Source organism: Nitrogeniibacter mangrovi, assembly GCF_010983895.1.
GTDB lineage: Bacteria > Pseudomonadota > Gammaproteobacteria > Burkholderiales > Rhodocyclaceae > Nitrogeniibacter > Nitrogeniibacter mangrovi.
Window position 1 is genome coordinate 293019 of sequence record NZ_CP048836.1, and the last position, 20597, is coordinate 313615.

The window sequence follows — 20597 nt, forward strand, 5'->3', positions numbered from 1 at the left end:
CCCGCATCGCCCCGCCGCCCGCGCGGCCGGGGCTGGATGCGCTCCCTGTGCGCCACCCTGGCGGCGCTGATCCTGATCGGTTCGCCCTGGCTCGGCGCGGTCGCGGCCGACGAATACGATGCCCGGCGCGTGGCGGTGGGCATCAACCTCTTCCCCGCCGTACTCGCCGCCGACCAAGACATCGGCAAGAAGCGCAGCGGCGACGCCCTGCGGGTGCTGCTGGTCTATCGCGACGACGCCGCGCAGGTCGAGCGCCTCGCCCAGGGCCTGCGCGACAAGGGCGCGATCCGGGGCATCCCGCTGGCGGTGGACATCGTGCCGGTCGAGGCCTTGCTGGATCAGCGTCGCGATCACATTGCGGGCGTGTTCGTCGCCCAGCGTCTGGGCGAGGACACGACCGCCCTTGTCGATTATTGTCGGCGCCACCACCTGCTGAGCTTCTCGCCCTTCGAGGGCGACGTGGAGCGGGGCGTGGCGGCGGGCATCGCGGTCAGCGACCGGGTCCTGCCCTATGTGAACGTGGCCGCGCTGGATGCCGCCGGCGTGCGCATCAAACCCTTCTTCCTGCGGATCGCCGAGCGCTATGAACAGCCCTGAGCCCAAGCGCCGTCGGGTGCGCATGAGATGGCCGGCGGGCGTCGCCGTGACGCCGCTGTTCCTCGCCCTCATGATCTGTCTGGCGGGTTTCGTCGCCTATTACTGGTTCGCCGTGCTCGCGCCCCGGCTCGACGCCAACGCGCGTGCCAACGCCACCGCGCTGGCCAGCTCCCAGGCCACCAGCCTGGCCGACGCGCTCCTCGGCGCCGATCCCGAGGCGGCGCGGCGGCGCCTGGCGGCGGTGATGGACGAGATCCTCATCGCGCGCGAGCCGACCACCGGCGAGCCGATCTTCCTCGGCCTCAAGACCGAGATCGACTACGACACGATCGCCGCACCGGTCGGCCTGCTCGATCTGGACAAGCGCAGCGGCGATTGCGGCGACTGCCTGGCCATCGATGTGCCGCTGTACACCCGCACCACCCACGAGCTGATCGGCATCGCCCGCTTCGATGCCAACCTGCTGTTCGTCGAGGAGCTCAAGCAGGACGTGCGCGACAAGCTGTCCATCGGCGCCGCGCTGCTGCTGGTGGTCATCGGCGGCATCTGGTGGGTGGTGGTCAACCTGCTGCGCAAGATCGCGCGCTCGGAGCGCCACCTGCGGGCGGTGTTCGAGGCCGCGCCGGTGCCGATGATGCTGGTGCGCCGGCGCGACGACCGCATCTTGCGCGCCAACGAGGCTGCCGCTCACCTGTTCGCGGTCCCGGTCGGCACCCTGCCGGGGCGCGCGGGCAGCGACTTCCACGTGGTGCGCCAGGGGCGCGTGCCGCTGAGCGGACCGCACGCGGGTCTGGAGCGGGTCGACGGGCGCGAGGTGGAAATCGAGGACCACGACGGGCGGCGCCACTGGGTGCTGGCCTCGTCGCACCCCATCGGCTACTTCGACGAGCCGGCGCACATCCTCAGCTATGCCGACGTGACCGCGCTCAAGCGCGTCCAGCACGAGCTGCTCGAGGCCAAGGAAGCCGCCGAGGCCGCCACCCGAGCCAAGAGCCTGTTCGTGGCCAACATGAGCCACGAGATCCGCACCCCGCTCAATGCGGTGACCGGCTACTGCCATCTGGCCGAGCGCACCCGCCTCGACAGCCGCCAGCGCGGCTATCTGGCGAGCATCCGCAAGGCCACCGACCTGCTCATGGGCATCATCAACAACATCCTCGACTTCTCCAAGCTCGATGCCGGCAAGATGGCGCTGGACGTGGAGGACTTCGGCGTGCGTGCGCTGGCCGATGACCTGCTCGACCTGTTCGGCGTGCTCGCCGAGCAGCGCGGCCTGCGCCTCGAGGCCCATGTGGACGCGGCGGTGCCCGAGACCCTGGCGGGCGATGCGCCGCGGCTCAAGCAGGTGCTGACCAATCTCGTCGGCAACGCCCTCAAGTTCACCGAGCGCGGCGGCGTGCGCCTCGACATCCGCTGCGTGTCGCCGGCGGAACAGGCACCGGTGCTGCGCTTCGAAGTCACCGATACCGGCATCGGCATCGCCCCGGAGGTGGTCGACGGCCTGTTCCAGTCCTTCACCCAGGCCGACAGCTCCATCACCCGCAAGCATGGCGGTACCGGGCTGGGGCTGGCCATCAGCCGCAGCCTCGTCACCCTCATGGACGGCGAAATCGGCGTGGACAGCACGCCCGGCCAGGGCAGCACCTTCTGGTTCACCGCCACGCTGGCGCGGGCGCGGGGCGATGCCGCGCCGGCTGCCGCCGCCCCGCCCCCGCAGCCGCGCGCGGGCGCCCGGGTGCTGGTGGTGGACGACAACCGGGTCAATCGCAGCCTCATGATCGAGCTGCTGGACGGTCTGGGGCTGCAGGTGGTGACCGCCGAGAACGGGGTCGAGGCCGTCGAGACGGTCGAGCGCATGGCCATCGACCTGGTGCTCATGGATCTGCAGATGCCGCACATGGACGGCTACGAGGCCACCGCCCGGATTCGCGCCCGCCATGAGGCCGCCGCGCTGCCGATCGTGGCCATGACCGCCCACGGGCGCGACGAGGACCGGGTCCAGTGCCTGGCGGCGGGGATGAACGCGCACCTGGGCAAGCCGATCGATCCGGACGCGCTGGCCGCCGTGCTGGGGCGCTGGCTGCCGGTGCGCTCGGCCGCGGCCGGTGCTGCTGCCACCGGGGGGACGGAGCTGCTGCTGCCGGGCGTGAACGTGAGCGCCGGCCTGGCGCGCGCCGGCTACAAGGACGATCTGTACCGCCGCCTGTTGCGCGAGTTCGCCCAGGATCATGCCGGCAGCGCGAGGCGCCTGCGCGAAGCCATCGAGGCGGGTGATCGGGCGGGCGCGGCGCGGGTGGCCCACAACCTCAAGGGCACCGCCGCCAATCTCGGCGCCCGCGAGCTCGAATCCCGTCTGCAGACCTTCGAGCGCGTCCATCGCGACGGTGCCGACCCGGCGGCGGCGCTCGCGGCAGTGGAGGCCGCGTTGAGCGAACTGACCGCAGCCATCGCGGCGTTGGCCCCGTCGCCCGTGACCGTGCCGGCCGATTTCGACGCGGCGCGCGTCCCGGCGTGCATCGAGGCCCTGGCCCAGGCTCTGCGCGAAGGCAACTTCGCGGCAACCGAACGGCTCGAGCGCCTGGCACAGGCCCTGGGCGGGCGTTGCCAGCCGGAGCTGAACACCCTGACCCGCGCGGTGCAGGCCTTTGATTTCGACGCCGCCCTGCGCGCGCTCGAGGCCCTGTCCGCGGCCGTGCGGACCCTTTCCGAAGAGGCTTCCGATGGATGAGTCGAAACCACGCGTGCTGATCGTCGACGACGAGCGCTCGAACATCAACATCCTGGGCAACCTGCTGGTGCCCGAGTTCGACGTGGTGGTGGCCACCGACGGTGCCGCCGCGCTCAACCGCGCCTTCGCCGAGCAGCGGCCCGACCTGATCCTGCTCGACGTGATGATGCCGGGCATGGACGGCTACGAAGTGTGTCGCCGCCTCAAGGCCGACGAGGCGACGCGCGACATCCCCGTGATCTTCATCTCCGCCATGGGCGAGGAGGACGACGAGGCGCTGGGCTTGCAGATCGGCGCGGTGGACTACGTGACCAAGCCGTTTTCCCCGCCCATTCTCAAGATGCGCATCCGCACCCATGTGGAACTCAAGCGCCTGCGCGACCACTGGCAGCGCCTGTCGACGGTGGACGGGCTCACCCAGATCGCCAACCGGCGCGCCTTCGACGAGGCCCTGGCCTCGGCCTGGCGCTGCGGCATCCGGCTTGGGCATCCACTGGCGCTGATCCTCGCCGACGTGGACCATTTCAAGGCCTACAACGACCACCACGGCCATGCCGAGGGCGACCGCTGCCTGTACACCGTGGCGCAGGCGCTGGCGGCACAGACCAAGCGCGCCTGCGACACCGTCGCCCGCTATGGCGGAGAGGAGTTCGTGTGCCTGATGCCGGGTGTGGACCTGGCCGGCGCCCAGACCGTCGCGCAGCGCATGGGCGCGGCGGTGGCGGAAGCGGCGATTCCTCACCGCCACCCGATCGTGGACGGCACGGTCAGCATCAGCATCGGCGTCGCGGTGGTGGTGCCGAGCGTCGACCTGGCGCCGGAGGTACTACTGGTCGAGGCCGACCGCCGTCTCTACGAGGCCAAGCGGGCCGGGCGCAACCGCCTGTGTGCCGGATCGGTGGATGCGCCCGGCTGATCCGCGCGGCGCTGGGCTACACTGAGTCTTCCTTCGCGCGCGTGGATCCCCACCGCGGCGCGGATGACGAGCGACCCGGACGAGGTCGCGGCCAAGGAGACAGGCATGGCGGTCGACCCGCTCATCGAGAAATTCAACCTGCGCTCGCGCTTGCGCTTCGATCTGGATGCGGGGCGGATCTGGCTGGGCGAGAACCGCATGCTGCTGCTCCACGCCCAGTCGCTCGGCGCCCTGCGCCGCGAGCTGTTCGACACCCTCGGGGCGACGCGGGCCAAGGGCTTGCTGTTGCGCATGGGCTTCCTTTCCGGGCAGAAGGATGCGGAGCTGGCGCGCAAGCTGGTGGGCGAGGGGGACAACTTCGACGTGTTCCGCATCGGCCCGCAGCTGCACGCCTTCGAGGGGCTGGTCAAGGTCAAGGTGTCCGACAACGCGGCCATCGACTGGTCCCGGCGGATCTTCCGCGGCGAGGCCGAATGGGAGGGTTCCTGGGAGGCCGAGTCGCACCTGCAGTCCTTCGGCCCCGGCGACGAGCCGGCGTGCTGGTCGCTGGTGGGCTACGCCTCGGGCTACACCTCGAACTTCTTCAAGCGCCAGATCGTGTTCAAGGAAACCCATTGCGTGGCGCGCGGCGACGAGCACTGCGTCATCGTCGGCAAGCCGGTCGAGGAGTGGGGCGACGACCCCTATCTGGCGTATTTCGATCCCGAGGACGTGGACGGGCTGCTGCGCAAGATGGCGGCCGAGCTCGACGAGTTGCGCGGCCGCCTGCGCACCCAGGTCAGCCCCGGCTGGCTGGTGGGCAGCTCGGCCCCCTTCCGCCACGCCTTCGACCTGCTCAGCAAGGCGGCGCGCAGCCCCATCAACGTGCTCCTGCTCGGCGAGACCGGCGTCGGCAAGGAGCTGTTCGCCCGCTGGCTGCATGAACACAGCGAGCGCGCCGCGCGGCCCTTCGTCGCCATCAACTGTGGCGCCATCCCGCACGAGCTGATCGAGTCGGAGCTGTTCGGCGTGCAGAAGGGCGCGTTCACCGGCGCCCAGCAGTCGCGCCCCGGGCGTTTCGAGCGGGCCGACGGCGGCACCCTGTTCCTCGACGAAGTGGGCGATCTGTCGCCCGCCACCCAGGTGAAGCTGCTGCGCGTGCTCCAGAGCGGCGAGCTGGAGCGTCTCGGCGACCAGCACACGCGCACCGTGGACGTGCGCGTGGTGGCGGCCACCAACGTGGACCTCAAGCAGGCGATCGCGGACGGGCGCTTCCGCGCCGACCTGTATTACCGCCTCGCCACCTATCCGGTCACGATCCCGCCGCTGCGCGAACGCAAGAGCGACATCCCCCTGCTGGTCGCGGCCCTGACGACCAAGTACGTGAAGCGCTACGACAAGCGCATCGAGGGCGTCTCCGACCGCGCCATGGAGACGCTCATGGCCCACGACTGGCCCGGCAACGTGCGCGAGCTGGAGAACCTGGTCGAGCGCGGCGTGCTGCTGGCCCCCGAAGGCGGGCGCATCGAGCTCGAGCACCTGTTCGCCGAACCGCCGGCCCAGGCCGACGTCGGGCTCGACGCCTCCGGCGTGGTCGGCCGCGCCGATGTCGTGCGCCGCGAGCGCACCTGCGAGGCCCTGCTCGACGAGCCCTTCGACCTCAACGCCTTCGAGCGCCGCATGCTCGATCTGGCGGTGGCGCGCGCCGGCGGCAACCTGGCCCGCGCGGCGCGCATGCTGGGCATCACCCGGCGCCAGCTGGACTACCGGCTCAAGCGCGACCGCGCCGATCGCCCGTCCCGGGCCTGAGGCGTGGATCGACCAATTGGTCGACATCCTGGATTCGTTGACCAAATGGTCAAATCCGGGCGCACTGCGTTGTCCCTGAAGAATCGGGAAATCCTCCAGTAATTCAATTGCTTGAATCCTCTGGCACGGCCTCTGCATAAACCAGGCTGAGCGCACCATCAAAAAAATCGATCCGGTGCGCTGGCCGGCGATCCCGCGGGCCCCTGATGGAGGAGATCATTCATGCAAATCGACCTTCGTACCGTAAGCATCGAGCCCCAGCGCAATGCCTACGATCACCTGGTCCGTCGCTTCGGCGACAAACCCGCCTCGCGCTACCAGGAGGGTAGCTACGACCTGCAGGCGGCCGAGAACCTGCACTACCGACCCACCTGGGACCCGGATCAGGCGCTCTACGATCCGGCCATCACCCAGATCGTGATGGCCGACTGGCACGATCTGCGCGATCCGCGCCAGTTCTACTACAACACCTACACCCTCGCCCGGGCGCGGCAGCAGGAGGCCACCGAGGCCAACTTCGCCTTCGTCGAGGCGCGCGGCCTGATCGACCTGATTGACCCGGCGCTGCGCGACACCGCGCTGGCGCTGCTGATGCCGCTGCGCCATGTCGCCTGGGGCGCCAACCAGAACAACACCTTCATCTGCGGCTATGGCTTCGGCGTCACCTTCACCCAGCCGTGCATGTACCACGCGATGGATCATCTGGCCGTCGCCCAGTACCTGTCGCGGCTCGGCCTGCTGCTGGCCGATGCGGGCGCGCTGGAGGCCGGCAAGCAGGCCTGGATGGACGACGCTGCCTGGCAGCCGCTGCGCCGTTACCTGGAGGACAGCATGGCGGTGCGCGACCCCTTCGCGCTGTTCGTGGCGCAGAACGCCGCGCTCGACGGGCTGCTCTACCCGCTGGTGTACGAGCACATCGTGGACGCGGTGTTCTCGGCCCAAGGCGGCAGCGCCCTGGCCATGCTGACCCAGTTCATGAGCGACTGGTTCGGCGAGACGCGCCGCTGGGTCGATGCGGTGCTCAAGGTGGCCGCGGCCGAGTCGGAGGCCAATCGCGCCCAGATCGATCAGTGGCTGGACCACTGGCGCGATCGCGCGGTCGAGGCCCTGGGGCCGGTGGCCGCGCTGGCGCTCGGGGACGGCGCCGCCGAGGCGGTGGACGCACAGGTGAGCGCCTTCAATGCCCGCATGGGCAAGCTCGGCCTCGGCCAGTGAGGGACGCCATGTCGAACGTATTCATCGCCCTGCAGGCCAACGAGGAGACCCGTCCGGTGGTCGAGGCCATTGTCGCGGACAACCCGCTGGCGCGCATCGAGCATCAGCCCGCCATGGTCCGCATCGAGGCCCCGGACCGGCTCACCATCCGGCGCGACACCGTCGAGGCGCAGATCGGACGCGCCTACGACCTGCAGGAACTGCACATCAACCTGATCACCCTGTCGGGCAACGTAGACGAGGACGAGGACACGCTGAGCCTCGTCTGGCACGGCTGAAGGAGGACACCCCCATGGACATGAAAGTCGCCAAGAAGAAACTCGGCCTCAAGGAGCGCTACCGCACCATGACGCGCGACCTGGGCTGGATACCGAGCTGCCAGACGCAGGAGACCCTGTATCCCTACGCCACCTACGAAGGCATCAGGATCCACGACTGGGACAAGTGGGAAGATCCGTTCCGTCTCACCATGGACGCGTACTGGAAATACCAGGCGGAGAAGGAGCGCAAGTACTACGCCATCATCGACGCCCACGCCCAGAACAACGGCCACCTGAACATCACCGACGCGCGCTATCTGACCGCGCTCAAGATCTTCCTGCAGGCCATCAGCCCGGGCGAGTACGCGGCGCACAAGGGCTTCGCCCGGGTCGGGCGGGAATTCCCCGGCGTCGGCGCCCAGGTGGCCTGCCAGATGCAGGCCATCGACGAGATCCGCCATGCGCAGACCCAGGTGCATGCGATGTCGAACTACAACCGCTACTACGACGGCTTCCATGCCTTCGCCGACGCGCGCGACCGCATCTGGTACACCTCGGTGCCGCGCTCCTTCTTCGACGATGCCATGTCGGCCGGGCCGTTCGAGTTCATGATCGCGATCGGCTTTTCCTTCGAGTACGTGCTCACCAACCTGCTGTTCGTGCCCTTCATGTCGGGCGCGGCCTACAACGGCGACATGGCCACGGTCACCTTCGGCTTCTCCGCCCAGTCGGACGAGGCGCGCCACATGACCCTCGGGCTCGAGGTGATCAAGTTCATGCTCGAACAGGACCCGGCCAACCTTCCCATCGTGCAGCAATGGATCGACAAGTGGTTCTGGCGCGGCTTCCGCGTGCTCGGCCTGGTCAGCGCGATGATGGACTACATGCTGCCCAAGCGCGTCATGTCCTGGCGCGAGGCGTGGCAGGTGTATGGGGTGGAGAACGGCGGCGCCCTGTTCCGCGATCTGGCGCGCTACGGCATCCGCCCGCCGGAGGGCTGGGACGACGCCGAGAAGGCCATCGACCACATGTCGCACCAGCTCATGCTCGGGCTCTACCAGTGGAGTTTCGGCACCGCGTTCCACAGCTGGATCCCGCCCGAGGCCGACATGGACTGGCTGTCGCAGAAGTATCCCGACACCTTCGACACGTACTATCGGCCGCGCTGGGAGTACCTGCGCCAGTGCGCCGCCGAGGGCCGTCAGTTCAAGAACTTCGGCCTCGCCAAGCTGTGCCAGGTGTGCCAGCTGCCGGTGGTGTTCACCGAGCCGGACGATCCCACCCAGCGTTGCCACCGCTCGCTCGAGCACGACGGCGAGACCTACCACTTCTGCTCCGACGGTTGCCAGCACATCTTCGAGCACGAGACCGAGAAATTCATCCAGGCCTGGCTGCCCATGCCGGCGCTGGCGCGCGAGTTCGATCTCAACGTGCCCGCGTGGATGGACTGGGTCGGCATGATCGACGGCCAGGACAACGGCGACTACGAAGGTTCCCGCGACCAGCAGCACTTCAACGCCTGGCGCGGCCTGGCCACCACCAACCAGTGACACGATGCCGGGCGGGGGCGCCAGCGCGTGCCCGCCCGCCGACACGAGGAGTCCGCAATGACCGTGACCGCAACCAAACCCTACGCGGGCGTGCCCCGCGACCGCGCCGAGGGCTTCGGCGACAAGCAGCTGGTGTACGCCAGCTGGGACCAGCACCTGCTCTTCGCGGCGCCGTTCATGATGAGCGTGCCGCCCGACATGCGCTTCGGCGACTTCGTCCATGGGCCGCTGTCGACCCTGATCGCCGCCGATCCGGATGCCGCGTCGGTGGACTGGGAGGCCGTCGAATGGCGCCTGGGCAACCAGCCCTGGCAGCCCGATTTCGCGCGCAGCCTGGCCGACAACGGGGTACGCCACAAGATGGAGATCCGCTTCCACACCCCGGGGCTCAATACCCTGTGCGCACCGCGCTGAGGCACTGAGGTATACGGTGCCGGCCCGCCGGGTCGGCACCGCCAATTGTGTGAACTTGAAAACGCCAGGACACGGACGGACGTCGCCTGTGGCCGAGTGTTAAGCTACTCGCCTGACATCAGCCGGGAGTGCCCCATGCGAGCCATCGTCCGCGCCTTGTGCGTGTTCCTCATCTCCGCGCCGGCCTTCGCCGGGGCACTGGACCTCCTCTCCAATGCACAGGCCACCGGCGGGCTCAAGGAGGCCTTGCAGCAGGGCGCCGAGGCCGCCGTGTCGCAGCTGGGGACCAAGGGCGGCTTCCTCAACAACGCCAAGGTGCGCATCCCGCTGCCCAACGCCCTCGAAAAGACCCGGCCGCTCCTCAAGATGATGGGCAAGTCGGATGAGCTCGACGAGCTGCAGACGGCCATGAACCGCGCCGCCGAGGCCGCCGTGCCGGAGGCGAAGGATCTGCTGGTCAGCGCCGTCAAGCAGATGAGCGTGGACGACGCCAAGAAGATCCTCACCGGCGGTGACAACTCGGTCACCCAGTATTTCGAATCCAAGACCCGCGCAGCGCTCACCGAGCGTTTCCTGCCCGTGGTCAGCAAGCAGACCGACCGCCTGTCGCTGGCCAACCAGTACAACAAGGTCGCCGGCAAGGTGGCCAAGGCGGGCCTGCTCAAGGGCGACGAGACCTCGGTGGAGACCTTCGTGACCGCCAAGGCGCTCGACGGCCTGTACGCCACCATCGCCGAGCAGGAGCGCGAGATTCGCGCCAACCCCATGCAGGCGGCCGGTTCGCTGGCGAAAAAGGTGTTCGAGGCCATCAAGTAAGGTGCGCTTGTCGGCGCGCGCCCGGGCGGGCGTGCCGCTCCGGTAGAATGGGGCGCCCTGTGGATCCCGCGCCGCCCCGTCGGGCGGCGTGCCGTTTCTGAAGCCTGCCCATGTCCCCCGGTCTGAACGCCCCCCAACGCGAAGCCATCCGTTACCTGAACGGTCCCTGCCTGGTGCTGGCCGGCGCCGGCAGCGGCAAGACGCGGGTGATCACCCACAAGATCGCCTACCTGGTCGAGGACTGCGGCTTCTCGCCCGCCAACATCGCCGCCATCACCTTCACCAACAAGGCCGCCAAGGAGATGCAGGAACGCGTCGGCGGCCTGCTCGGCGGCGGCAAGGCCAAGGGCCTGACCGTGTGCACCTTCCACGCCCTGGGGGTGCGCATCGTGCGCCAGGAGGCGAAGCACTGCGGGCTCAAGCCCCAGTTCTCCATCCTCGACAGCTCGGACACCACCCAGATCGTCGCCGACGTGGCCGGTGACGCCGACAAGGCCTTCGCCCGCACCCTGCAGTGGCAGATCTCGAGCTGGAAGAACGCCATGATCCCGCCCGAGGAGGCGGTCAAGATCGCCGCCGACGACATCGCCGCCGCCGCGGCCAAGGTCTATGGCGAATACGAGCGCACCCTGCGCGCCTACCAGGCGGTGGATTTCGACGATCTCATCAACCTGCCGGTGCGCCTGTTCGCCGAGCACGACGAGGTGCGCGAGCGCTGGCAGCAGCGCCTGCGCTATCTGCTCATCGACGAATACCAGGACACCAACCGCGCCCAGTACACCCTGCTGCGCCTGCTCGCCGGCGACCGCGGCGCGTTCACCGCGGTGGGCGACGACGACCAGGCCATCTACGCCTGGCGCGGCGCCGACGTGGAGAACCTGCGCCTGCTGCAGACCGATTACCCGAAGCTGCAGGTGATCAAGCTGGAGCAGAACTACCGCTCCAGCGCGCGCATCCTCGGCGCCGCCAACACCCTGATCGCCAACAACGAGAAGCTGTTCGAGAAGAAGCTGTGGTCCGAGCACGGCCCCGGCGACCCGATCCGCGTGGTCGGCGCGCGCGACCCGGAGAACGAGGCCCAGCTGGTGGCCATGCGCATCCAGGCGCACAAGTTCGAGTTCGGCACCCAGTTCTCCGACTACGCCATCCTCTACCGCGGCAACCACCAGGCGCGCCTGTTCGAGCAGCAGCTGCGCAACCACAAGATTCCCTACGTGATCTCGGGTGGCCAGTCCTTCTTCGACAAGGCCGAGATCCGCGATCTCATCAGCTACCTGCGCCTGATGCTCAACCCGGACGACGATCTGGCCTTCATCCGCGCCATCACCACGCCGCGCCGGGGCGTGGGGCCGAGCACCCTCGAAGCGCTCGGCGCCTATGCCGGCAAGCGCCACGTGAGCCTGTTCGAGGCCGCCTTCGAAGAGGGCGTGGCGCAGCACCTGAACGCCAAGCAGCTCGAGGCGGTGCAGACCTTCGGCCAGTTCATCAACCGCCTGACCTTCCGCGCCGAGCGCGAACCGGCCGGCCGCCTGCTCGAGGAACTGCTCACCGAGACCCACTACGAAGCCTGGCTCATGAGCAGCTGCGACACCCGCGAGGCCGACGCCAAGTGGTTCAACGTGCGCGACTTCGTCGAATGGTTGGGGCGCAAGGGCGAGCAGGACGGCAAGAACCTCATCGAACTGACCCAGACCATCAACCTCATCTCCATGCTCGACAAGGACGACGCCGAGTTCGAGGGTGTCCAGCTCGCCACCCTGCATGCCTCCAAGGGGCTGGAGTTCAAGCATGTGTTCCTGGTCGGCGTGGAGGAGGGCATGCTGCCGCACCAGAGCGCGCTCGACGAGGGCAATCTGGAAGAGGAGCGCCGCCTCATGTACGTGGGCATCACCCGCGCCCAGCGCTCGCTCACCATCACCTGGTGCGAGCGCCGCAAGGCCGGCGCCGACGTACGCGTGTGCGAGGCCTCGCGCTTCATCGGCGAGATGGGCGAGGGCATCGCCATGGCGCGCAAGGACGACGCCCCCGTCAGCCAGGACGAAGGCAAGGCGCGGCTGGCCAATATCAAGGCCCTGCTGGCGGCCAAGGGGGCCCCGGGCTGACCGGGGCGGGGGCGCTCACAGTGAGAGATTTCGTTTCCTGGGTGCTCGGCAGCACGGTGGGGAAATTCACGCTGCTGGCGGTCATCGCCGTGCCGATGGTGGCGATCATCGGCTATTTCGTGGTGCTGGCTCGCCGGGAGGACAAGCGGGACCGGCGCTGAGCACGGCCAAGAAAAAAGCGGCCCGAGGGCCGCTTTTTTCCTGAACCGCGTCGGCGCTTACTCGACCGGCGGGGCCTTGAAGTCGGCACCGCCCTTGTTGGCCAGGTAGGCCACGGCACGGGCCAGTTCCTTGTCGGTCAGATCGGCCGCGCCACCCTTGGGCGGCATGTTGCCCTTGCCGTTGGTGGCCGAGGCGATCAGGGCATCGTAGCCCTGGGCGATCCGCGGCGCCCAGGCATTGGTGTCGCCGGTCTTGGGGGAACCCAGGGCACCAGAGCCATGACAGCCGCTGCACACCTTGGCAACGATCTCCTCGCCGGTGCGCTTGCCGGGTTCTTCCTTCTGGACCTTGAGCTCGACCTGCGCCACGGGCTGGGTCAGGGTGGCGGACAGTTCGCTGTCGATGGTCTTGTCCTTGCCACAGCCGGCCAGCGGCAGGGCGAGCGCGGCGGCAAGGGCGATGAGGGCGCGGGATTGGGTCATGCGGGTTTCCTTGAAAAGCGGGGCAATTTTCAAAACCCGACGATTATAACGAGCGATGCTGCCCTGCGAAAGCGCTACGCGTGGACGCCTTGGGCAAAAGGCGGTATGCTTGCCGCCTTCCATGCGCCCGTAGCTCAGCTGGATAGAGTACTGCCCTCCGAAGGCAGGGGTCGTGCGTTCGAATCGCGCCGGGCGCGCCAGAACGCGAAAAGGGCCGGATCCTCGAGGATCCGGCCCTTTTCTTTTTCACCGCCGCGGCGGCGTCATCGGGTCGCCTGTTGTCCCGCCTCGAAGTCCGCGGACAGGGACTTGATGTAGGCGACGATCTTCCACACCAGCGGGTCCGGAATCGAGCCCTTCCACGACGGCATGACGTTGGGCCCATTGACCCGGCCATTGACGATGGTGTCGTGGATGATCCGGGGGTCCCAGCCGGTGCGGGTCTTGAACGAGCGGGTCTTGCCGGCTTCGCCCTCGGTGCCGTGGCAGTAGGCGCAGGTGTGGATGAACTTCTGTTTGCCGGCCGCGATCCATACCGGGTCGCGCAGCTGTTCGGCGGAGGGCACGGTGACCGTTGCCTCGGGGGGCGCGTCGTGTCGGGCGCCCGGGTCCGCGGCGGCATCGGCCGGGGGCATGGCGAACGCCGCGACCAGGCCGAGCAGGGCGAGGCCGGTCAGCGGGCGCGGTCCCGGGAAGTGGCTGCCTCGAAGGCGTTTCATGCATCTCTCCTGGTCATTCGAGGGTGAAGGCGATCAGGGCCGCGCCGCCGCGGGCTTCCTTGAAGCCGGGGAACAGCCCCGAGGCGAAGGCCGGGAACAGGGAGCCGAACCCCGATGGCACCAGCAGGTACTGCTTGTGGCCGACGGCGTAGCTGATGATGCCGGAGCGGATGCCCGAGCCGGTGTTGAAGGTCCACAGCTCCTTGCCGTTCCGGGCGTCATAGGCGTGCACCAGGCCCTGGCTGTCGCCGTTGAAGACGAGATTGCCGCCCGTGGCCAGGACCGAGCCGAGGCTGGGCAGGTCGTAGGCGATGGACCAGGCTTTCTTCCCCGTGAGCGGATCGACGGCCTCGAGGCGGCTGCTCGCCTTGCCCCCCGGTGGCGCCACGAACTTCAGTTCGGCGAAGGCGAAGAAGGGCTGGGAGAAGGCGATGTCCTTCGGATCCTGGGGCCCCACCTTGACGGCGTTGCAGAACTCGTTGGCGTTGGTGTACCACAGCCCGGTCTTCGGGCTGTAGGCGCCGTGGTTCCAGCTGCGCGCGCCCAGCACGCTGGGGCACAGCGTCTTGGTCTGGCCGGTCACCGGTTCGTTGCGCCCGTGCAGTTCGCCGCTCTTCGGGTCGACGGATTTCACCCAGTTGATGTGCTCGGCGAGCGGCCACACGTTTTCCACCTGCCCGGTGGTGCGGTCCAGCACGGTCACGAAACCGCCCTTGTTGAGGTGGGTCATGAGGTGCTTTGAGCCCGTGTCGATCAGCAGGGATTCGTAGGCGGAGTCGAAGTCCCACACGTCGTGCGGCACTTCCTGATGATGCCAGCGCAGCGTGCCGGTCTTCGGTTCGATCGCCAGCACGGTGGCGGTGTAGCGGTTGTCGCCCGGGCGCACCGAGCCGTCGAAGTCGGGCGCGGCGTTGGAGACGCCAACGTAGTACAGGCCGGTGCCCGGGTCGTACTGACCCGTCATCCAGGCACCGCCGCCACCAGTGGCGATGGCCTCCTTGGGCCAGCTCTTCGGGTCGTCGCGCAGGGTCTCGAAGGCCCACAGGCGCTTCCCGGTTTCGGCGTCGAGGCCGAAGATGTGCCCGCGCTGGGCCAGGTCGCCGCCGGTGGGGCCGATGATGACCACGTCGCCGGCGATCGTGGGTGCCGAGGTGAAGTTGCTCCCCGACGACTTTTCGGTGTCGACCAGCGGGGTCTTCCACAGCGGCTTGCCGGTTTTCTGGTCGAGGGCGATGAGGCGTCCGTCCAGGGTGCCGAAATAGACCTTGCCATGGCCGACGGCGACGCCGCGGTTGTAGGAGGCGAACAGCAGCCGCGAGGTGACCGGGTCGAGTTCGGCGTAGTAGTGCCACAGCTCCTTTCCGGTCTGGCCGTCCACCGCGAACACGCGGTTGTTGGCGGCGATGTAGTAGAGCACCCCGTCGATCGCCAGGGGCGTGGCCTGCAGCCCCTGGGCGATGTCGCCGGGCTGATGGATCCAGGCGACCTTGAGTTTCTTCACGTTGGCCGCGTTGATCTGTTCCAGCGGGCTGAAGCGCCAGCCCCGGTAGGTGCGGTGATATTCGGGCCAGTCGCCGGGTTGTGCGCCGGTGTCCGCCGCGCCGGCCGGAACCGGACCGAGGATGGTTGCGATGGCGATGACTGCGGCGCCTGCCGCGATCCGTGTGTTTTTGGGTGCCATGTGCACTGGTATGTCTCCCGCGTTTTCATTGTTGGGCCGTCCGTTCCGCCCATGTCAGAACGGACGGTGCATTGCTTTGACGCGGGAGTCTCATAGGCAAGCGTCATGCCAACGATTCTGCAGGCATGGCTGTGCTTGGCATGGCGCTGAATCCATGACGTTTTTCCCGGACGCGCCGGGCCGGACAGCGTTGCTGCGGGAGGTGCCAGACGTCCGGGTTTCGGACGCCGGGCGACAGCGACGGTTGAATTCCGGACTGCGGGCCCGGTGGCTTCAGGGGGGGGTGAGCAGTGTGCGCAGGGCGGTCTTGAGTACCTTGCCGTAGCTGTTCTTGGGCAGCTCGGAGAGGAAGCGGTATGCCCTCGGGCGCTTGAAGCGTGCGATTTCGGCCAGGCAGAGGGCGTCCAGCGCCTCGGCGGTGAGATCGTCGGCGCCGACCACGAAGGCGATCACGATTTCGCCCCATTCGGGATCGGCCTGGCCGACCACGGACACTTCTCGAACGCCCGGATGCTTGAGCAGTGCCTCCTCGACCTCGCGCGGATAGATGTTGGTGCCGCCGGAGATGATCACGTCCTTGGAGCGGTCCTTGAGCGTGATGAGGCCGCGCGAGTCCATCGTGCCCATGTCACCAGTCCACAGCCAGCCGTCCCGGAGTGCCTTGGCGGTGGCTTCGGGATTGCGCCAGTAGCCGGCCATGACGACGTCGCCACGCACGAGGATCTCGCCCACCTCGCCTTCGGCCACCGTCTTGCCGTTCGCATGGGCCAGACGCACTTCGACGGCAGACTGGGCGAAGCCGACCGAGGCCGCGTTGGTCGCCCAGTCCGGCGCGGCGCGGTCCGCCAGCATGTGGCGCGGCAGGGCGGTGATGGTCATGGGGGATTCGCCCTGGCCGTAGATCTGGACGAAACGGGGCCCCATCGTGGCGAGGGCGTCGCGGATATCCTCCAGATACATGGGGCCGCCGCCATAGACGATGGTCTTGAAGCCCTGGCCGCCGGTTTCGCGGGCCTTGACCCGATCCACCAGGCGGCGAACCATGGTGGGGGCGGCGAACAGGCACAGGTGGCCCAGATCGCTGGCGAGATCGATCAGTTCGTCTGGATTGAAGTGGCCGGATTCGGGCAGCACATGGCGGCAGCCGCGCAGCATGTACGGAAATCCGTACAGCCCGGCGCCATGGGACATCGGAGCGGCATAAACGACGCAGTCGCCGTCTCCGACGGCATCCACGTCGGTGAAGTAACTGTGGAGCATCGCGAACAGGTTGCGATGGGTGAGCATGACCCCTTTCGGGCGGCCGGTGGTGCCGGAGGTATAGAACAGCCAGGCCAGCGCGCCCGGTTCCCGCTCCTGCAGCGGCAGGAAATGGTGCCCGGTGGCCGCCTCATAGGCGGCGTCGCCGGCGACCAGGGTGTGTTCGAGGGCCGGTGCCGTCAGCGTTGCCGCGGCCACGCCCGGCGCCAGATCGTCGGACATGAACAGCGCCCGGGCGCCGGTGTCCTCGAGGATGTACTCGAGCTCGCGCGGATGCAGTTTGGCGTTGATGGGCACGGCCACCAGGCCCGCCCACAGCACCGCGTAGAGGGTCTCGAGGTAGGCCGGGCCGTTGGTCATGTAGATGGCGACCCGGTCGTCGCGGGCGAGGTCGAGTCGGTGACGAAGAAAGCCAGCCAGGGCGCCGGTGCGTGCGGCCAGCTCGCCGTAGGTATGGCGGCATTTGCTGCCGACCAGGACGGCCGGCCGCTGCGGGTAGAGCCGGGCAGCGCGGACAAGCAGGCTGGCGAGGTTCATCGGACCGGTTCCAGAATGCTGACGTAGTTGGCCACGGCCGCGCCCCCCATGTTGAAGATCGCGGCCAGTTCGGCATCCGGCACCTGTAGCTGGCCGGCGGTACCGGTCAATTGCATGGCGGCCATGACGTGCATGGACACTCCGGTGGCGCCGATCGGGTGGCCCTTGGACTTGAGGCCCCCCGACGCGTTGACCGGCAGCTTGCCGTCGCGCATCACCAGGCCTTCCTCGAGGACCCGGGCGCCCTGGCCGGGCGCGGCCAGCCCCATGGCCTCGTAGGCGAGCAGTTCGGCAATGGTGAAGCAGTCGTGCACCTCCGCCAAGGATAGATCGTTGACCCGCAGGCCGGCGGCGTCAAGCGCCTGTGCCCAGGCGCGTCGCGGACCTTCGAAGCTGGTCACGTCACGCGCCGACATGGGCATCAGGTCGCTGACCTGGGCGCGACTGCGAATGCGGACCGCACGTTTGAAGTTGGCGGCGATGTCCTCGCTCACGAGCACGATGGCGGCGGCGCCGTCGGACACGAGCGAGCAGTCGGTCTTGCGCAGGTTGCCCACGATCAGGGGGTTCTTGTCGGAGACCGTGTTGCAGAACTCGAAGCCGACATCCCGTTGCATGTGGGCCAGCGGATTCAGGGCGCCGTTGGCGTGGTTCTTCGCCGCGATCCGCGCCATGGCTTCCGACGGGTCGCCGTAGCGTGTCGCGTAGTCCTGTGCGATGTGGGCGAAGATGCCGGGGAAGGTCTCGCCCCGGGCGCCCTCCTCCTTGTAGTAGGAGGCACTGCCCAGAACGCGCGTGACATCGGCGCCGGACACGCCGGTCATCTTCTCCGCCCCCACCACCAGGGCGATGCGGGTGCGTCCGGCGGCGATGGCATCGCAGGCGGCAAAGAGGGCGCCGGCGCCCGAAGCGCAGGCGTTCTCGACGCGCGTGGCCGGGCGCCAGCGCAGGCTGGGGTCGGCCTGCATGACCAGCGACGAGGTGAAAATCTCCGGCACCAGGCCGCCGCCCAGGTGACCCAGCCAGATGGCGTCCACGTCGCGGCCGTCGACGCCGGCGTGCTCAAGCGCCTCGCGGGTGGCGGAAACGATCAGGGCTTCCAGGTTGGCGTCGTCGTGCTTGCCGAAACGGGTGTGGCCCCAGCCGATGATGCATGCGTTCATTGTGACTCCTTGTGTCGTGATGTCCGCCCCGAATGCGAACGGACGGGGCGGATCATTCGGTCACCATCTTGGTGATTTCCTGTGTGGCCAGCCGGGTGCGCTCGGCGAGCTTGCGCACCTCGTCGGCGACGACCGCGAAGCCGCGGCCGGCTTCTCCGGCCCGGGCCGCCTCGATGGCGGCATTGAGGGCGAGGAGATTGGTCTGGTTGGCGACCTCCCGGATGGCCTCCGCCATGGTCACGATCTTGTCCAGGTTGGCCTGCAACTGCAGGCGGTGCTGTTCCTCGATCGCCTGCAATTCCTTTTCCTTGCGGGTGGCGTGGATGTCCGCCAGGGCGCCGACCGAGCGCAGGGGGGTGCCCTTGGCGTCGCGGCAGGTCTGGCCGCGGGCGCGGTACCAGCGGTATTCGCCGCTCTTGGTTCGGAGACGGTTTTCCACGTCGTAGGGGGTCTGGCCGCTGATGTCCGCCAGATGGGCCTTGAAGGCGGCCAGGGTGGCGGGTGCGTCCTCCGGATGCAGCAGGCTGGCCCAGCTTTCCATCCGGTTGGGGAAATCATGTTCGTCGGAAAAACCGAGCAGCGCGCGTAACTGGTCGGACCACCACCAGCGGCTCTCGGGATGGGTCGGCGAGCCGTCCACCATTTCGACGTCCCACAGGCCGTCGCTGAGCGTCGACCGGGCCAGCTCGAAGCGCTCGAGCGTTCGGTTCAGTTCCTGGTCGCGCTGGATCTGGGCGTCTACATCGGCGAGCGAACCGGCTACGCGCTGCGGGGAGCCGTCCGGATTGCGCCGGGTGGCACCGCGGGCGCGGAACCAGCGGTACTGGCCGTCGGCGCAGGCGAGACGATAGGTGACGTCGTAGTCGGTGCGGCCGCTGCGGTCCTTCAGATGGGCGAGGAAGGCGGCGACGGTGGCGCCTTCGTCGTCCGGGTGCAGGCGTGTGCGCCAGCTACCCAGCCGGTCGGGAAACTCGCCCTCGTCGGCAAAGCCGAGCAGCGCGCGGAACTGGGGTGACCACCAGATCGGGTGGTCGTCGTCGATGGTGTCACCGGTACCCAGTGCCATTTCCCAGAAGCCGACATGGGTGGCGGCCAGGAGCAGATCGAAGCGGGCGCGGAAATGGTCGAGCTCCCCGCGCGCGGCCTCGTCGCGCAGCTGCATCTGCCGCCCCGTCGCTTCGCTGGCTGCCAGGCGGTCCTGGGCACGGGTGTGCGCCGCCTGCCAGGCCGATTGGAGCCGGATCAGCGATGGGCGGAAGGCCGCCGGGCAGGCGCCGAGCTCGATGTCGCCCTGGTCCTGCTGCATGCCGGCTGCGAGCGTCTCCAGCGCGCGTTGCAGTGCCTCCCGGCTCCGACGTCCATAGAGAAATCGCATGGTTGATCCTCCCTGAATGCGCCTGCCGCCAGCGGTCATGGGGCGGCATCGTGTGGGGTGGGGTGTGCAAAAAAATGGGGGACGCATCCAAAGGTGAGGGGCGGCGGAGGAGCAACCTCGATTCCTGGATATGTGCGTCCCCACATGAAAACGATCGGTGTGGCGTGCCCCGATGTGATCGAGGGCGGATCAGTGCACGCCGGGCGCGATCGCGAAGGAAACCCCGGTGCCCGCGCGCACGTCGTCCAGCGTCGTGCCGGGAGCCAGTTCGGTGAGCGTCAGACCGTTTTCGCCCACCTCGAACACGCACAGGTCGGTGATGATCATGTCCACCACGCCGACACCGGTCAGCGGCAGGTTGCAGGTGGCCAGGATCTTCGGCGCGCCCTTGGCGGTGTGCTCCATGAGCACGATGATCTTGCCGACCCCGGCGACCAGATCCATGGCCCCGCCGATGCCCTTGATCATCTTGCCCGGCACGGTCCAGTTGGCCAGATCGCCTTTTTCGGACACCTGCAGCGCGCCCAGGATCGCCAGTTGGATATGGCCGCCCCGGATCATCCCGAACGAGGTGGCACTGTCGAAGAAGCTGGTGGTGGGCAGGGTGGTGATGGTCTGCTTGCCGGCGTTGATCAGATCGGCGTCCTCGTCCCCTTCATAGGGGAAAGGGCCCATGCCGAGCATCCCGTTTTCGCTCTGGAACTGAACCGACATGTTGTCGGGAACGTGGTTGGCGACCAGGGTCGGAATGCCGATCCCGAGGTTCACGTAAAAGCCGTCCCGCAGTTCCCGGGCCGCGCGCGCGGCCATCTCGTCTCGACTCCAAGCCATG

General features: G+C 68.2%; 18 protein-coding genes and 1 tRNA gene. 12 read left to right on the top strand and 7 right to left on the bottom strand.

From position 1 onward, the window contains the following. The first annotated feature begins 36 nt into the window (after positions 1-36). The 11 genes from G3580_RS01280 (at position 37) to G3580_RS01330 (ending at position 12547) form a co-directional block, all read left to right on the top strand. A complete protein-coding gene (locus G3580_RS01280) occupies positions 37-597 on the top strand; it encodes a YfiR/HmsC family protein (protein WP_173763545.1) in 561 nt (186 codons plus the stop codon). Next, positions 584-3325: a hybrid sensor histidine kinase/response regulator gene (locus tag G3580_RS01285; protein ID WP_173763546.1), complete on the top strand. Its 2742-nt coding sequence runs from the start codon at positions 584-586 to the stop codon at positions 3323-3325. The genes G3580_RS01280 and G3580_RS01285 overlap by 14 nt, the downstream gene beginning before the upstream one ends. Next, on the top strand, positions 3318-4241 hold the full coding sequence (locus tag G3580_RS01290; RefSeq protein ID WP_173763547.1) for a diguanylate cyclase domain-containing protein: 924 nt from the start codon (positions 3318-3320) through the stop codon (positions 4239-4241). Before G3580_RS01285 ends, G3580_RS01290 begins: the two co-directional genes overlap by 8 nt. A gap of 105 nt (positions 4242-4346) precedes the next feature. After that, entirely contained in the window at positions 4347-6029 is a 1683-nt protein-coding gene (locus G3580_RS01295) for a sigma-54-dependent Fis family transcriptional regulator (protein WP_173763548.1), read from the top strand. Positions 6030-6251: 222 nt separating this feature from the next. After that, a complete protein-coding gene (locus G3580_RS01300) occupies positions 6252-7244 on the top strand; it encodes an aromatic/alkene monooxygenase hydroxylase subunit beta (RefSeq protein WP_173763549.1) in 993 nt (330 codons plus the stop codon). Between the two features lie 8 nt (positions 7245-7252). After that, a complete protein-coding gene (locus G3580_RS01305; RefSeq protein WP_173763550.1) occupies positions 7253-7522 on the top strand; it encodes an MmoB/DmpM family protein in 270 nt (89 codons plus the stop codon). Between the two features lie 14 nt (positions 7523-7536). Then, the gene (locus G3580_RS01310; protein ID WP_173763551.1) at positions 7537-9054 is read left to right on the top strand and encodes a YHS domain-containing protein; all 1518 of its coding nucleotides are present in this window, start codon (positions 7537-7539) and stop codon (positions 9052-9054) included. Between the two features lie 57 nt (positions 9055-9111). Continuing rightward, the gene (locus G3580_RS01315) at positions 9112-9468 is read left to right on the top strand and encodes a phenol hydroxylase subunit P4 (protein ID WP_173763552.1); all 357 of its coding nucleotides are present in this window, start codon (positions 9112-9114) and stop codon (positions 9466-9468) included. Between the two features lie 135 nt (positions 9469-9603). Then, a complete protein-coding gene (locus G3580_RS01320; RefSeq protein ID WP_173763553.1) occupies positions 9604-10284 on the top strand; it encodes a DUF4197 domain-containing protein in 681 nt (226 codons plus the stop codon). A 110-nt stretch (positions 10285-10394) separates the two neighbouring features. Then, on the top strand, positions 10395-12386 hold the full coding sequence (locus tag G3580_RS01325) for a UvrD-helicase domain-containing protein (RefSeq protein ID WP_173763554.1): 1992 nt from the start codon (positions 10395-10397) through the stop codon (positions 12384-12386). Positions 12387-12406: 20 nt separating this feature from the next. After that, complete coding sequence (locus tag G3580_RS01330; RefSeq protein WP_173763555.1) at positions 12407-12547, top strand: hypothetical protein; 141 nt, start codon at positions 12407-12409, stop codon at positions 12545-12547. 57 nt (positions 12548-12604) lie between these two features. Here G3580_RS01330 and G3580_RS01335 read toward each other — a convergent pair whose 3' ends face one another. Then, positions 12605-13030 carry a c-type cytochrome gene (locus G3580_RS01335; RefSeq protein ID WP_173763556.1) on the bottom strand — a complete coding sequence of 142 codons (426 nt, stop codon included), beginning with the start codon at positions 13028-13030 and terminating at the stop codon, positions 12605-12607. Between the two features lie 123 nt (positions 13031-13153). Between G3580_RS01335 and G3580_RS01340 the strand changes: the two genes are divergently transcribed. After that, positions 13154-13230: transfer RNA gene (locus tag G3580_RS01340), tRNA-Arg, on the top strand. A 63-nt stretch (positions 13231-13293) separates the two neighbouring features. On the opposite strand, the gene G3580_RS01345 is transcribed toward G3580_RS01340, so the two are convergent. The 6 genes from G3580_RS01345 to G3580_RS01370 all read right to left on the bottom strand — a co-directional run bounded on the left by G3580_RS01345 (position 13294) and on the right by G3580_RS01370 (position 20596). Then, the gene (locus tag G3580_RS01345) at positions 13294-13749 is read right to left on the bottom strand and encodes a c-type cytochrome (protein WP_173763557.1); all 456 of its coding nucleotides are present in this window, start codon (positions 13747-13749) and stop codon (positions 13294-13296) included. Between the two features lie 13 nt (positions 13750-13762). Next, positions 13763-15430: a pyrroloquinoline quinone-dependent dehydrogenase gene (locus G3580_RS01350; RefSeq protein ID WP_173763558.1), complete on the bottom strand. Its 1668-nt coding sequence runs from the start codon at positions 15428-15430 to the stop codon at positions 13763-13765. 273 nt (positions 15431-15703) lie between these two features. Then, positions 15704-17227, bottom strand: coding sequence for a class I adenylate-forming enzyme family protein (locus G3580_RS01355; RefSeq protein ID WP_173763559.1), 1524 nt, complete (start codon positions 17225-17227; stop codon positions 15704-15706). Further along, entirely contained in the window at positions 17224-18390 is a 1167-nt protein-coding gene (locus tag G3580_RS01360; protein WP_173763560.1) for an acetyl-CoA acetyltransferase, read from the bottom strand. Before G3580_RS01360 ends, G3580_RS01355 begins: the two co-directional genes overlap by 4 nt. A gap of 52 nt (positions 18391-18442) precedes the next feature. Then, positions 18443-19765 (bottom strand): methyl-accepting chemotaxis protein, encoded by a 1323-nt coding sequence (locus G3580_RS20345; protein WP_173763561.1) that lies wholly within the window; start codon positions 19763-19765, stop codon positions 18443-18445. 189 nt (positions 19766-19954) lie between these two features. Beyond that, positions 19955-20596: a CoA transferase subunit B gene (locus tag G3580_RS01370; RefSeq protein WP_173763562.1), complete on the bottom strand. Its 642-nt coding sequence runs from the start codon at positions 20594-20596 to the stop codon at positions 19955-19957. Position 20597: the final 1 nt, after the last annotated feature.

Bases quoted from the DNA above. Each gene is read 5' to 3' on its own strand.
- G3580_RS01280 (WP_173763545.1), top strand. From the start codon at position 37: ATGCGCTCCCTGTGCGCCACCCTGGCGGCGCTGATCCTGATCGGTTCG.
- G3580_RS01285 (WP_173763546.1), top strand. From the start codon at position 584: ATGAACAGCCCTGAGCCCAAGCGCCGTCGGGTGCGCATGAGATGGCCG.
- G3580_RS01290 (WP_173763547.1), top strand. From the start codon at position 3,318: ATGGATGAGTCGAAACCACGCGTGCTGATCGTCGACGACGAGCGCTCG.
- G3580_RS01295 (WP_173763548.1), top strand. From the start codon at position 4,347: ATGGCGGTCGACCCGCTCATCGAGAAATTCAACCTGCGCTCGCGCTTG.
- G3580_RS01300 (WP_173763549.1), top strand. From the start codon at position 6,252: ATGCAAATCGACCTTCGTACCGTAAGCATCGAGCCCCAGCGCAATGCC.
- G3580_RS01305 (WP_173763550.1), top strand. From the start codon at position 7,253: ATGTCGAACGTATTCATCGCCCTGCAGGCCAACGAGGAGACCCGTCCG.
- G3580_RS01310 (WP_173763551.1), top strand. From the start codon at position 7,537: ATGGACATGAAAGTCGCCAAGAAGAAACTCGGCCTCAAGGAGCGCTAC.
- G3580_RS01315 (WP_173763552.1), top strand. From the start codon at position 9,112: ATGACCGTGACCGCAACCAAACCCTACGCGGGCGTGCCCCGCGACCGC.
- G3580_RS01320 (WP_173763553.1), top strand. From the start codon at position 9,604: ATGCGAGCCATCGTCCGCGCCTTGTGCGTGTTCCTCATCTCCGCGCCG.
- G3580_RS01325 (WP_173763554.1), top strand. From the start codon at position 10,395: ATGTCCCCCGGTCTGAACGCCCCCCAACGCGAAGCCATCCGTTACCTG.
- G3580_RS01335 (WP_173763556.1), bottom strand. From the start codon at position 13,030: ATGACCCAATCCCGCGCCCTCATCGCCCTTGCCGCCGCGCTCGCCCTG.
- G3580_RS01345 (WP_173763557.1), bottom strand. From the start codon at position 13,749: ATGAAACGCCTTCGAGGCAGCCACTTCCCGGGACCGCGCCCGCTGACC.
- G3580_RS01350 (WP_173763558.1), bottom strand. From the start codon at position 15,430: ATGGCACCCAAAAACACACGGATCGCGGCAGGCGCCGCAGTCATCGCC.
- G3580_RS01355 (WP_173763559.1), bottom strand. From the start codon at position 17,227: ATGAACCTCGCCAGCCTGCTTGTCCGCGCTGCCCGGCTCTACCCGCAG.
- G3580_RS01360 (WP_173763560.1), bottom strand. From the start codon at position 18,390: ATGAACGCATGCATCATCGGCTGGGGCCACACCCGTTTCGGCAAGCAC.
- G3580_RS20345 (WP_173763561.1), bottom strand. From the start codon at position 19,765: ATGCGATTTCTCTATGGACGTCGGAGCCGGGAGGCACTGCAACGCGCG.
- G3580_RS01370 (WP_173763562.1), bottom strand. From the start codon at position 20,596: ATGGCTTGGAGTCGAGACGAGATGGCCGCGCGCGCGGCCCGGGAACTG.